The sequence below is a fragment of the Microbacterium testaceum genome (assembly GCF_001476655.1).
GTDB lineage: Bacteria > Actinomycetota > Actinomycetes > Actinomycetales > Microbacteriaceae > Microbacterium > Microbacterium testaceum_C.
This window is the reverse complement of sequence record NZ_LDRT01000033.1, coordinates 30,989-44,121: the sequence shown is the minus strand read 5'-3', so window position 1 is coordinate 44,121 and position 13,133 is coordinate 30,989. Positions and strand designations below refer to the sequence as shown.

At 68.7% G+C, this 13,133-nt stretch carries 11 protein-coding genes; all 11 read left to right on the top strand.

Going from position 1 to position 13,133, the window contains the following annotated elements; genetic code table 11:
• A partial coding sequence (locus NS220_RS06255) for an RHS repeat-associated core domain-containing protein (protein ID WP_275934670.1) occupies positions 1-3,579 on the top strand: 3,579 nt, incomplete at its 5' end.
• Positions 3,580-4,084: 505 nt separating this feature from the next.
• Positions 4,085-4,252, top strand: coding sequence for a hypothetical protein (locus tag NS220_RS20020; RefSeq protein ID WP_193755286.1), 168 nt, complete (start codon positions 4,085-4,087; stop codon positions 4,250-4,252).
• 707 nt (positions 4,253-4,959) lie between these two features.
• Positions 4,960-5,466 carry an Imm26 family immunity protein gene (locus tag NS220_RS06245; protein WP_058623222.1) on the top strand — a complete coding sequence of 169 codons (507 nt, stop codon included), beginning with the start codon at positions 4,960-4,962 and terminating at the stop codon, positions 5,464-5,466.
• 174 nt (positions 5,467-5,640) lie between these two features.
• Positions 5,641-6,009 (top strand): hypothetical protein, encoded by a 369-nt coding sequence (locus tag NS220_RS06240; RefSeq protein ID WP_058623221.1) that lies wholly within the window; start codon positions 5,641-5,643, stop codon positions 6,007-6,009.
• Position 6,010: 1 nt separating this feature from the next.
• A complete protein-coding gene (locus NS220_RS06235) occupies positions 6,011-6,391 on the top strand; it encodes a hypothetical protein (protein WP_058623220.1) in 381 nt (126 codons plus the stop codon).
• A gap of 47 nt (positions 6,392-6,438) precedes the next feature.
• Entirely contained in the window at positions 6,439-7,167 is a 729-nt protein-coding gene (gene recO / locus NS220_RS06230) for a DNA repair protein RecO (protein ID WP_058623219.1), read from the top strand.
• Positions 7,164-7,970, top strand: a complete 807-nt coding sequence (locus tag NS220_RS06225; RefSeq protein WP_058623218.1) for an isoprenyl transferase — start codon at positions 7,164-7,166, stop codon at positions 7,968-7,970. Before recO ends, NS220_RS06225 begins: the two co-directional genes overlap by 4 nt.
• Before the next feature lie 46 nt (positions 7,971-8,016).
• Positions 8,017-8,700 carry a DsbA family oxidoreductase gene (locus NS220_RS06220; RefSeq protein ID WP_058623217.1) on the top strand — a complete coding sequence of 228 codons (684 nt, stop codon included), beginning with the start codon at positions 8,017-8,019 and terminating at the stop codon, positions 8,698-8,700.
• A gap of 81 nt (positions 8,701-8,781) precedes the next feature.
• On the top strand, positions 8,782-9,948 hold the full coding sequence (dusB, locus tag NS220_RS06215; RefSeq protein WP_058623216.1) for a tRNA dihydrouridine synthase DusB: 1,167 nt from the start codon (positions 8,782-8,784) through the stop codon (positions 9,946-9,948).
• Between the two features lies 1 nt (position 9,949).
• Complete coding sequence (locus NS220_RS06210; protein WP_242864546.1) at positions 9,950-11,272, top strand: deoxyguanosinetriphosphate triphosphohydrolase; 1,323 nt, start codon at positions 9,950-9,952, stop codon at positions 11,270-11,272.
• Positions 11,272-13,110: a DNA primase gene (gene dnaG / locus NS220_RS06205; RefSeq protein WP_058623214.1), complete on the top strand. Its 1,839-nt coding sequence runs from the start codon at positions 11,272-11,274 to the stop codon at positions 13,108-13,110. The genes NS220_RS06210 and dnaG overlap by 1 nt, the downstream gene beginning before the upstream one ends.
• The last annotated feature ends 23 nt before the right edge of the window (positions 13,111-13,133 follow it).

The window sequence follows — 13,133 nt, the reverse complement described above, 5'->3', positions numbered from 1 at the left end:
CGCACCGTCACCCCCGACGGGGCGGACATCACCTACGGGTACGACGACCACGACCGCGTCACGACAGTGGTGACCGCGGACGGCGGTGTCGTCACGTACGACTACCCGAACGACCTCGAGCGGAATCCGTCGCGGATCACCGACCCCGGCGGCGGGATCACCGAACTCGACTGGGCCGACGGGCTGCTCCGCCGGGTGGAGGACCCCGAGGGTGTCGTCGTGCGCTTCGAGTACGACGCGCACGGGGAGCTCGTCGCGACGCGGAACGCGGACGGTGCGGTCGCGAAGCTCGTCCGCGACGGATCCGGTCGGGTCACCCAGGCGATCACGCCCCTCGGCGCGGTCACGCGGTATGTCTACACCGACGCCGGGGTGTTGGCATCCCGCGAAGATCCCGACGGCGCGATCTGGCGGTACGAGCACTGCCCCGGCGGCCAGATCACCGCGATCATCGACCCCCTCGGTGCTCGGACGGAACTCGAGTACGGCCCCCACGGGCACCTCACCCGCACCACCGACCCTCTTGGCCGCGTGATCGACCGGTCGTTCGATGAATTCGGCAACGTCACCGGCGTCACCCTGCCGGACGGGGCCGCGTGGGGCTTCACCCACGACGCCCTCTCCCGCCTGCGCGCCATCACCGACCCCGCGGGTGGCGTCTGGACCCGCGAGTACGACGCCGTGGGCGAGCTGGCGCGCACGACGGATCCCACGGGTGTGTCGGCGGAGGTGTCTCGCGCGGATACGACCCGCACGGTGCAGTCGGCGTTCGAGCAGACCGCGGTCCGGTACGACTCCTTCGGTCGGCCGGAGCGGGTGCAGGATGCCGCGGGCGACGCGTCACTGATCACCTACGACCCCTGTGGGCGTCCCGTGGAGGTCCTCGATGCGGACGGCGGCCTCACCCGCCTCGACCGCGACCTCGCGGGGCGTGTCACCGCGATCACGACCCCTGCGGGGCGCACGACCCGGTACGAGTACGACCACTGCGGCCGGCCGGTCGCCGCCATCGACGGCAACGACGCCCGCACCATGCTCGAGTACGACGCGGATTCCCGCGTGATCGCCCGAATCCTCCCCACGGGGGAACGGGTCGAGATCGAGTACGACGAGGTCGGTCGGGTGGTGCGCGAACGAGTTCCCGGGGCCGGGGTCGCACGTTTCGGCTACGACAAGGTCGGCCGCCCGATCTTCGCGCAGGACACCCGGTTCGGCATCCGTCGCTTCTCGTACGACGCCGCAGGTCAACTCGTCGCTGCGACCAACGGCATCGGCGGTGTCACCCGGTACGCGTACGACGAGCGGGGGCGGGTGGTGTCGATCACCGACCCCGCCGGCGGGATCACCACCCGCACCTACACGCAGCTCGACAAGGTCGCCACCCAGACCGACCCGCTCGGCCGTGTCACCACCGCGGACTACGACGCCGCCGGTCGCCAGGTCCGTCAGACCAGCCCCGACGGGACGGTGACGGAGTGGTCGTACGACGACGCCGGCCTCGAATCCGGGCTCACCGTCAACGGCAAGCGGGTGACCGAGGTCCGTCGCGATGCGCGGGCACGCACGGCGACGATCATCGACCACACCACCGACGAACCCACCACCCACACCCTCCGGTTCACGCGTCTGGACCGCCTCGCCGAACGCACCACGACCGGCCCCACCGGGCAGCGGTCGACCCGGTGGGAGTACGACGCGGACGGCGCCCGCACCCGCCTCACCACCCCCGACGGGGTGACGGTGGATTACACGAGGGATGCCGCAGGGCACCTCACGCGCATCGATCACTCCCGTCTCGGTGCGGTGCACTACACAAGGGATGCGTTCGGGCGGATCCTCGAAGCCCGCGCCGGCGACAGCCTGCAGACCTGGGAGTACCAGGACGGGTTCCCCGTCGCGCACACCCGCACCGACGCCGACGGTGCCACCCTCACCCGCATCACCCGTGACGACGAGGGCCGCATCACCGCCATCGACGGACCCGACGGCACCACGCGGTACGCGCACGACGACGCGGGCCAGCTCGTCTCGGCCACCCGTGACGGACGGGCGGATACGTGGGAGTACGACACCGCCGGCCGCCTCATCCGCGAAACCCGCGATGACGTGTCGCGGGCATTCGCGTACGACCTCGCCGGGCAACTCCTCACCCTCACCGACGCTGACGGTGCCACGACCTACGCCTACGACGGGCAAGGGCGCCGCACCCGCGAGACCACCCCGACCGGGTCGACGGAGTACGCGTGGGATGACCGCGGCTGGATCCGCACGATCACCGCACACACCCCCGACGGACAGCGTCGCACCGACCTGCGCGTGAACGCGCTCGGCGAGCTCGCCGAAGTCGACGGCATCCCCCTGACCTGGGATGCCGGCACCTACGCGTCCACCCCGCTCACCGTCGGGGACACCGACGTGTTCCACGCACCCGGCTCCCTCACCGGCATCGGCGACACCTGGACCACCGGCGGATGGCGCAGCACCCGCACCACCACCACCGACGACCCCTGGCAGGCCCTCACCACCGCCAACGCCCTCGGCGGGGGAGCCGTCGGCATCAGTCCCGCCGGTGGCCTCGACGTCGCGGGGCTCGAGTGGATGGGCACCCGCGCCTACGACCCCACCACCCGCGGATTCCTCAGCACCGACCCGATCACCGCGCCCGCCGGTGCCGCCTGGTCAGCAAACCCGTACTCCTTCGCCGGCAACGACCCCCTCCACGCCACCGACCCCCTCGGCCTCCAACCCGTCACCGACGAACAACTCACCGCCTACGCCAACGCCCACCAGGGCGCCCTCGCCACCGCCGGCAACGCCATCGGCGAATGGTGGAACGACAACTGGGAGTACGTCGCCGGCGGCGCCATGGTCATCGCCGGCGGCGTCATGATCGCCACCGGCGTCGGCGGCCCCATCGGAGCCGCCCTCATCGGCGCCGGTGCCGACACCATCATCCAGAAAGCGACCACAGGAGAGGTCAACTGGGGCCAGGTCGCGCTCAGCGGCGCCTTCGGCCTCGTCCCGGGGGCCGGGGCCGCCAGCGGCCTCCTCGTCCACGCCGGCGTCAACGCCGCCGAAGGCGCGGTCGAGAACACCGCCCAATACCTCATCAGCGGCCAACCGATAACGCCCGGTGGGCTGCTTTCGAACGCTGCCTCCGGGGCCGCCATCTCAGCCGTGAGCGCCGGCGCCCTCAGCCGGGTCCCGGCCAGCAACACCATCAACAGGCTCGGCGATGACGTGCCCACCCCGCCGACATCGAACCTCATCTCAAGCCCGATCTGGACCGAAACGCGACGTGCCACGCCTGCGGAGAATGCTTTCCGTCACTATCAAGATCATGGGCAGGACTTTCCACGCGTCCAGAATTCGCTTGAGTACGTTGCGGAGGCTCAGAGGTTCCTGCGGGAGCCTCCCCCCAGCGCGCTGACGCGTGTGCGCACCAACGGCGATGTCGTCCGATACGACCCCGCGTCAGATTGGTTCGGAGTCATGAGAAGCGATGGAGCACCGCGAACGTTCTTTGTCCCTTCCGGCCACGATTACCCGTCGAACATGGACTATTTCAATGCCCAGTAGCGAATACGACGAATACCAGACTCATCTCTGTCGCGTTTGCGGCTATTACTCTGAGGACCCCCCATGGGGAGAGGACGGGTGCTGCCCCACCTACGAGTACTGCCCCTGCTGTGGCGTTGAGTGGGGGTATCAAGATTCTCTGCCGTCGTCCGCTGCGCGATTTCGCGCGGACTGGCTCAACCGAGGGGGCGTGTGGCAAGACCCTCACGTCGTCCCGGACGGGCTCACGGTGGCGGAGAGGCTGAGCCGAATCGGCGTGGATCTTGCGAGCGTCGAAGAGCAATCTTGAGTCTGCATTCACGCCGACCGTCGATTCTCCAGGACGTCCGGAACGTTATAGGCGAATTCCCCCAATACATTCAGAAACTGAAGTGAGGGAGCAAGCTACTTTGACACAGGAAACGACAACTGGAATATCTTGAAGGACGAAGGCACGGATCCTTAGCTGCTCAACAAGGCTTTCCTCGATGACCGCATCGCGGCTGGGGATCGCATTCTTCTCCGGGTGAAAGACCGATTCACGCCCAAGATGCTGGAGCGGTACTGTCGTGAGCTCGGAATCGACCCCTTCGACGAAGACTTCTATCCCGGACCCTGCTATCTGGTGGAGAAGCACGTTGATCCCAGCGCGCTCGGCACCATCACCACCTTTGAAGAACAGCAGCGGAAGTAGCAGATCGTTCCGGGTTCCTGATCCCGTCGCACCAACAGGAAACGGCGGAGAGCAGAGAAGTGAGGCCACACATGCCAGACATCGAAACTGTCAAGTTCAGATATGCACCCCCAGAGGGCCCTCGGTGGCTCCCGTCACGGTTGCGACGACGTCGGTTTGGAGGTCAAACAGGATTGTCCGCCGAACTCCATCGTCGACTTCTACGGCCTGGCTCAACGCTGTCTGGGCGGTGGTACTGATTTTCAGATGTGCCTCACACTTGCCGGGCGGCTCGCTGACGCCCACGACTCACGATGGGTGGGCTTTCCATTCGCCGCCCCCATGGACGACTAGGACGCGCAAGACCAGCAGTCTTCAGTGGACCCGTACGAGGGGCAGAAAATGTTCACATCCGTAAGATTTCGGCGAACCGCCGGTGTCGGTCCTCAGTGGATGCCCGAGCGCTTCAAATCCCGGCGGTATGAGGTTGAAGGGGAGGCGCCCGAGCGTCGGATCGTGGACCTCGAGGAGCTTTCAGAGCTCTGCGGCGGCGGACGCAATACAGATTTCCAGCAATGTCTCACTATGGCGACGAGACTCGCAGTCGCGGGGGACCCGCGCTGGGTTTCCTACCCCTCCATCGCAGTGGTCGACGAGTAGTCGGCCGCTCGGATGTTTCATCGAAGACGTGAGAGCATCAGGAGTCTGAGTTGGCGAAGAGTAGCCCTGTGTACGCCGTTCGCGAGGGTGACATCTTCACGATAGCCATCGACGATCGTCAGGTGTACGTGGGGCATGTCATCTGCGAGTACCTGCATGCGTGGTTCGTTGTTGTCTTCGACGAATCCAGGACAGCATCCGAAACGCGCGCGAGCCCGACGCACGCACTCGCCTCGCGTCCCCTTTTCGGCGCGATCGTGTTCGACGCGAGGTTCCGCCCGGGCATGTGGGAACTGATCGGGCATTCCGACTCGCAGCCGGAACGATTCGCCCCCGCGTACAGGATGGGAGATCCGCGCGCCGGAGGCATGAAGATCCTGAACTTCCGGGGAACCAAGATGCGCGAGGCCACCCCAGAGGAGTCAGACGTCTTCCCCCGCAGGACGTTCAACTCGCCGTTGGTCTTGGAGAACGCTGTCCGAGCCCACGCCGGTCTGGAACGGTGGCTACCGACATTCGATGATCTTCTCGTGCGTAACCAACCGAAATCCGTCGACGTCTTCGGAACATTGTGAGTCGGACATGAGCGCCCATGCCGGGCGGCGATCTGGCAATCGGGGGTCCCTGACGGGAAGGAACGCCCCGGTGAGATCCATCCAGCCTGGCCGCATCACTTTCGCGAACTCGTTGACCGTAAGCCGGTTCCATCGAGACGCGCTCAAGATTGTCCCCGCTCGAGAGGTGTGCGGATGCCCCATTCTCACGCGCACCTGTGTCGCGTCTGCGGGTACTTCTCAGAAGAACCTCCGTGGGGGCTCGATCGATCCTGCCTGACCTACGAGTACTGTCCGTGCTGCGGCGTCGAGTGGGGGTATCAAGCCTCGCTCTGCGGCGGCCTCGGCTGCATCCTGGATCCGGCGGTGTTGCACGATGTGACGACTCTGGCCGACCACGTCGAGCCCGGGATCGCGCTCGACGTGCTCTGCGACAGACTCCTCGACGCGAACGCTCCTCTCAACGTCGCGCAGCGGGGCCGCCTCCTCACCGTCGGACGCGCGATGGGCCTCGACGACACCGTCGCTTTCCTCACCGACGCGCCGGCGGAACACAATGACTGACATGGACCGAGAGCTCCGCGTGACCCCGCTCAACGCGCAGGTCGCGGTCTTCTCGCCGAGCGCTCCCGATTTTCCGGAGTGGGGGACCGGCGAAGAACCCGCGGTCGCCACGACGACCGCGATCCTGGTGGCCACGCGCGATGATCTCGCGGGTCCGGTCACGGTTCGCGTCTGCACCGAGGCGGCCGCCCTCGACGGCTTCACGACAGTTCTCGGCACGACGCTCACGCTTCGCGACGGTGTCGTCGCCTTCGGCAGCTTCCTGTCCGGAGAGGTCGAACGGATGCCACTGCCGACAACCGGCGCCTTTCTCGCGACCGTGTCCGTCGACGTCCCGGGCGAGGCGAGCAGCGTTCTCGTCTCCCTGACGCCCTCGTCCTGAGGCGCGGCGCACCGCCGACTCACGGCATCCGGGCCCGATAATGGACTGTGCCCACCTACCGCGACGAGGTCGTGGTCCTGCGTACCCACAAGCTCGGGGAGGCGGACCGCATCCTCACCCTCCTCAGCCGCCGCAACGGCAAGATCCGCGCGGTCGCGAAGGGCGTGCGCCGCACGTCGTCGAAGTTCGGCTCGCGGCTCGAGCCGTTCATGGTCGCCGATGTGCAGCTGTTCAAGGGGCGCAACCTCGACATCGTGCAGCAGGCCGAGTCGCTCGGCTCGTACGGCGCCGACATCGTCGTGAACTACGACCGCTACACGACCGCCAGCGCCATGGTCGAGACCGCCGACCGCCTCAACGAGGCCGAGGCGACGCCCCAGCAGTACCTGCTCCTGGTCGGCGGCCTGCGTTCGCTCGCTCGCGGTGACCACGCCGAGCGCAGCGTGCTCGACTCGTATCTGCTGCGCGCCATGGCCCTGTCGGGCTGGGCGCCGGGGCTGACGGAGTGCGCGCGCTGCGGCACGATCGGCGACCACCCGTACTTCCTCGCCCAGCTCGGCGGTGTCGTCTGCTCGACGTGCGCCCCCGCGGGCTCGCCCCGCGTCGCGCGCGACACGGTCGACATGCTCCGCGCGCTCATGGCGGGGGAGTGGGAGACCATCGACGCCGCCCCGGGCCGCACGATCTCGGCGGCCTCGGGCCTCGTGGCCGCGTACGCGCAGTTCCATCTGGAGCGTGGCATCCGTTCCCTCTCGCACCTGGAGTCGCATCGATGACACCGAAGCCGTTCACGCACCGCGACGCCGTGCCGTACCGCCCCCTCGACTGGACGGGGGAGTACCCGCCCGCGTACCCGAAGGGAGCGGTGCCGGAGCACGTCGCGATCGTCATGGACGGCAACGGCCGCTGGGCCAACCGCCAGGGGCTCACGCGCGTCGAGGGTCACCGTGCCGGCGAGGCGGCCCTGCTCGACGTCGTCGCCGGAGCCATCCAGGCCGGGGTGAAGCACCTGTCGGTGTACGCCTTCTCGACCGAGAACTGGTCGCGCTCGCCCGACGAGGTGCGCTTCCTCATGGGCTTCAACCGCGAGGTCCTGCACCGCCGCCGCGACCAGCTGAACGAGTGGGACGTCCGTATTCGCTGGTCGGGCCGTAAACCGCGCCTGTGGGGCTCGGTCATCAAAGAGCTGCAGCACGCCGAGCGTCTCACCGAGGGCAACTCGACCCTCACACTGACGATGTGCGTCAACTACGGCGGACGTGTGGAGATCGTGGATGCCATGCGCCGGATCGGCGACGACATCGCCGCCGGGAAGCTCAAGCCCTCGGCCGTGACCGAGAAGCTCATCCGCAAGCACCTCTACCAGCCCGACATGCCCGACGTCGATCTGTTCGTGCGCTCGAGCGGCGAGCAGCGCACCTCGAACTTCCTCCTGTGGGAGTCGGCGTACGCCGAGATGGTCTTCCTCGACACGCTGTGGCCCGACTTCCGCCGCACGCACCTGTGGGACGCGATCGGGCTCTACCTCTCGCGCGATCGGCGCTTCGGCGGGGCGATCGACACCCCCACCGGGAAATGAATGCCGCGATCGGAATAGATCGCTCGTCTGAAGGGTTCTACGCGGTATGACGGATGCCATCAAGATCGACGTGTGGAGCGACATCGCCTGCCCCTGGTGCTACATCGGCAAGCGAAACCTCGAGAACGGCCTCGCCGCGACGGCCGATGACGACGACGCCCCGGTCGTCGAGATCGAGTACCACTCGTTCGAGCTCTCGCCCGACACCCCCGAAGACTTCGACGGGGGAGAGGTCGACTACCTCTCGCAGCACAAGGGCATCTCGCCCGCGCAGGCGCGCGAGATGCTCGACCGGGTGACCGGTGTCGCCGCCGACGCCGGTCTCGCGTACCGCTTCGACATCCTCCAGCACACCAACACCGTGAAGGCGCACGAGCTCCTGCACTTCGCGAAAGAGAACGGCAAGCAGCTCGAGCTGGCCGAGGTGCTCATGTCGGCGTACTTCCTCGAGGGCAAGCACGTGGGTCGCGACGACGACCTCGTCGCCCTGGCCGTCGAAGTGGGTCTCGACGAGGATGCCGCCCGCGAGGCGCTCGCGTCGCAGCGCTACCGGGCCGCCGTCCGTGCCGACCAGGAGCAGGCGCAGCAGTTCGGGATCACCGGCGTGCCGTTCTTCGTCATCGACGGCAAATACGGCGTGAGCGGGGCGCAGCCGGTCGAGGCGTTCTCGCAGATCGCCCGCCAGGTGTGGGGCGAGCGCCGCGAGGCATCCGCGACCGCCGACGTCTGACTTCCCCTCCACAGCGGTGTCCGCTCCCGGCTCACGTCGGCGCGGGCACCGCTGTCGCACGACGTCTGGGAGAATGAGACAGTGAACACGGCATTGGCTCCGGCGCGGACGCTCCGCATCGGCAACATCGAGCTCGACGCTCCCGTCGTCCTCGCTCCGATGGCCGGCATCACGAACACGGCGTTCCGTCGCCTGTGTCGCGAATACGGTGCCGGGCTCTATGTGAGCGAGATGATCACGACGCGCGCCCTCGTCGAGCGCAACGACACGACCATGCGGCTCATCCGCCACCACGAGTCCGAGACTCCGCGCTCGATCCAGCTGTACGGTGTCGACCCGGCGACGGTCGAGGCGGCCGTGCGCATCATCGTCGACGAAGACCACGCCGACCACATCGACCTCAACTTCGGCTGCCCCGTCCCCAAGGTCACCCGCCGCGGCGGCGGAGCCGCGCTGCCCTGGAAGACCACCCTGTTCCGCGAGATCGTCGAGCGCGCCGTCCGCGCCGCGGGCGAGAAGCCCCTCACGATCAAGATGAGAAAGGGCATCGACGCCGATCACCTCACCTACCTCGAGGCCGGTCGGATCGCCGAGGGGGCCGGCGTGGCATCCATCGCCCTGCATGCGCGCACCGCGAGCGAGTTCTACTCCGGCCACGCCGACTGGTCGGCGATCACGAAGCTCAAAGAGACCGTCACGAGCGTTCCCGTCCTCGGCAACGGCGACATCTGGTCGGCCGACGACGCCGCGCGCATGATGGCCGAGACCGGCTGCGACGGTGTCGTGGTGGGCCGCGGCTGCCTCGGACGCCCCTGGCTCTTCGGCGACCTCGCCCGCGCACTCGGCGAGCCCGGAGCCGCCCACGGCGAGCCCGTCGACGCCACCCTGGGCTTCGTCGCGAACGCCTTCCGCCGCCATGCCGAACTCCTCGTCGAGTTCTTCGAAGACGAGGGCCGCGGATGCCGAGACATCCGCAAGCACGTAGCCTGGTACTTCAAGGGGTACCCGGTCGGCGGAGAGCTGCGCGCGAGCCTCGCCACGGCGTCGACCCTCGACGAGATCGACGAGCTGCTCGCCACGATGGAGCTCGACGCGCCCTACCCGGGAGCCGCCGCCGAGGGTCAGCGCGGGCGCGCCGGCACGCCGAAGCGCCCGGCGCTGCCGGACCGGTGGCTCGACTCGCACGAGATCGGTGACGCCGCCGGTCGAGAGCTCGCCGAAGCGGAGTTGCACCACAGTGGCGGCTGAGGTGACGGTGGCGTCCGCCCGCCCGCTCGGGTACGCGGATGCCGATGCCGCCCGGTTCCACGAAGAGAAGCACCGTTCGCAGCGCGACGATTTCGCCCGCGACCGCGCTCGCGTGCTGCACTCCGCCGCCCTGCGCCGTCTCGCCGCGAAGACGCAGGTGCTGAGCCCGGCGAGCCCCGCCGACTTCGCGCGCAACCGCCTCACGCACTCGCTCGAGGTCGCCCAGGTCGGACGCGAGCTCGCGACGGCCCTGCAGCTCTCACCCGATGTCGTCGATACGGCGTGCCTGAGCCACGACCTCGGACACCCGCCCTTCGGCCACAACGGCGAGCGGGCGCTGAACGACTGGGCAGCGGACATCGGCGGCTTCGAGGGCAACGCGCAGACCCTGCGCATCCTCACGCGCCTCGAGCCCAAGGTGTTCGGTGCCGACGGCGAACCATTCGGACTCAATCTCACGCGCGCCAGCCTCGACGCCACCTGCAAGTACCCGTGGACGGTCGACGAGCCCGTCCCCGACCCGGGCGGGCGCCTCAAGTTCGGCGTGTACCCCGACGACGAGCCGGTGTTCCACTGGATGCGCGGGGGAGCACCCGCGCGGCAGCGCTGCATCGAGGCCGAGGTCATGGACCTCTCCGACGACATCGCCTACTCCGTGCACGACTTCGAGGACGCGGTGGTCAACCGTTACGTCGACCCCGCCCGGCTGGCATCCCGGGTCGGGCGCGAGGGTCTGCTGGACGCGATCCAACGCTGGGTGGGCTACGACTTCGTCCGCGATGACCTCGCACAGGGGCTCGACCGGCTCATGGCGATGCCGGAGTGGATCCACTCGTTCGACGGCACGCGCCCCGCTCTCGCCCGGCTCAAGAACCTCACCTCCGATCTCATCGGACGCTTCGCCCGCGCCGCGACCGCGGCCACCCGCGAGGCGTACCCGGCCGACGAGCTCACCCGCTACCGTGCGCGGGTCATCGTGCCCGTCGAGGTCGAGACCGAGATGGCGGTGCTGAAGGGCATCATCGGTGCGACCGTGGTCTCGATCGACGGCCGCAAGGTGCTGTACCGGGAGCAGCGGCACGTCCTCAAGCGCTTGGCATCCGCCCTCTGGGAGAACCCGGGTGCCCTCGACGCGTTGCACGCTCCTGATTTCGCCGCCGCTGCCGACGACACCGCCCGCCGCCGCGTCATCGTGGATCAGGTCGCGAGCCTGACCGACCAACTCGCGATCGCCTGGCACAACCGCCTCGTGGGAGAAGTGGATGCCGCCGAGCTCGGCGTCTGGGCGCCCGGATCCCGTGCGCCCCGCGGGGCGGATGCCTGATGGCCCGCATCCGCCAGTCCGACATCGACGAGGTCAAAGCGCGGGTCAACATCGCCGACGTCGTCGGTGAGCGCGTCGCCCTGAAGTCGGCGGGTGTGGGCTCGATGAAGGGGCTCTGCCCGTTCCACGACGAACGCAGCCCCAGCTTCCACGTCCGGCCGCAGGTCGGGTACTACCACTGCTTCGGGTGCGGCGAATCGGGCGACGTCTACTCGTTCCTCCGGGCGATGGACCATGTGTCGTTCACCGAGGCCGTCGAGCGGATGGCCGCGCGCGTCGGCTACACCCTCCACTACGAAGACGGCGGCCCCGCGCCGGAGACCACCGGGCGCTCGCGCCTGTACGCCGCCAACGCGGCGGCCGCCGAGTACTTCCGCGCGCAGCTCATGACGCCCGAGGCGGAGACGGGCCGACGGTTTCTCGGCGACCGCGGGTTCGACGCGGGAGCGGCGGCGCACTTCGGAGTGGGCTACGCCCCCAAGGGCTGGTCGCACCTCATGGATCACCTGCTCGCGCACAAGTTCACGCGCGACGAGCTGCTGCAGGCGGGACTCGTGTCGCAGGGGCAACGCGGGGTGTACGACCGCTTCCGCGGCCGTCTCGTCTGGCCCATCCGCGACGTCACCGGTCAGGTCATCGGGTTCGGGGCCCGCAAGCTCTTCGACGACGACCAGGGCCCGAAGTACCTCAACACCCCCGAGACGCCCATTTACAAGAAGGCGCAGGTGCTGTACGGCCTCGACCTCGCCAAACGCGACATCTCGCGCTCGCACCGGGTCGTGGTGGTCGAGGGCTACACCGACGTCATGGCCTGCCACCTCGCCGGCGTGACCACCGCGATCGCCTCGTGCGGAACCGCGTTCGGCAGCGACCACATCACCGTCCTCCGCCGTGTCATGGGCGACGACAGCTCCTCGGGCGAGGTCGTCTTCACCTTCGATCCCGATGCCGCGGGCCAGAAGGCGGCGCTGCGCGCCTTCGCCGACGAGAAACGCTTCGCCGCCCAGACGTACGTCGCCATCGCCCCCGAAGGCCTCGACCCGTGCGATCTGCGTCTGCAGCGCGGTGACGGCGCCGTGCGGGCGCTCATGGACAACAAGGCGCCGATGTTCGAGTTCGTCATCGACCAGCGCCTGAAGGACTTCGACCTCGGCAGCGTCGAGGGGCGCGCCGGGGCGCTCCGGGCCGCGGCCCCGATCGTCGCCGACATCCGCGACCCCGCTCTGCGCCCCGGGTACGTCCGGGTGCTCGCCCGGCGGCTCGGTCTCGACATGCCCGAGGTCCAGGCTGCGGTGGAGCGCGCCGCGCGCGGAGCCGACCGCGCGGAGAAGCGCGAGTCGGCGCGCGAAGCCGACGCAGCACCCGTCGCGGTGGCCGTGACCATGGCGTCGCTGCCCAACACCCGCGACGTCGCTCTGGAGCGCGGCGCGATGATGGCGTTCCTCCAGTACGGGCATCGGATCGAACCCGAGCTGTTCCTGCGCGCGCTGCAGACACCGTTCGGACACCCCGCCCTCGAAGCGGTGCGGAGCACTCTGGCATCCACGGATCTGTCCCAGCCCGGGTGGGCGGTGACGGCCGTCGAGGCGGTTCGCGAACCGTTCCGCTCCCTCGCAGCCGAGCTGCTCACGGCCGAGTTCCCCGCGCGTACCGAAGAAGGAGCGGTCGTCGCGGCGAACGATCTCTCCCGGCGCCTGCTCGTCCGCGAACTCGAGCGGCAGAAAGCCGAGCTGCTGCGCGAGGTGCAGCGCGTCCCGGCCGACACCGACGAGGGGCGTCGGCTCGGGCTCCGCCTGCGCGACCTCGAGGCGGATCGCCAGCGTCTCATCGCCTCGTAGAGACGCGCTCGCGACCGCGCGCT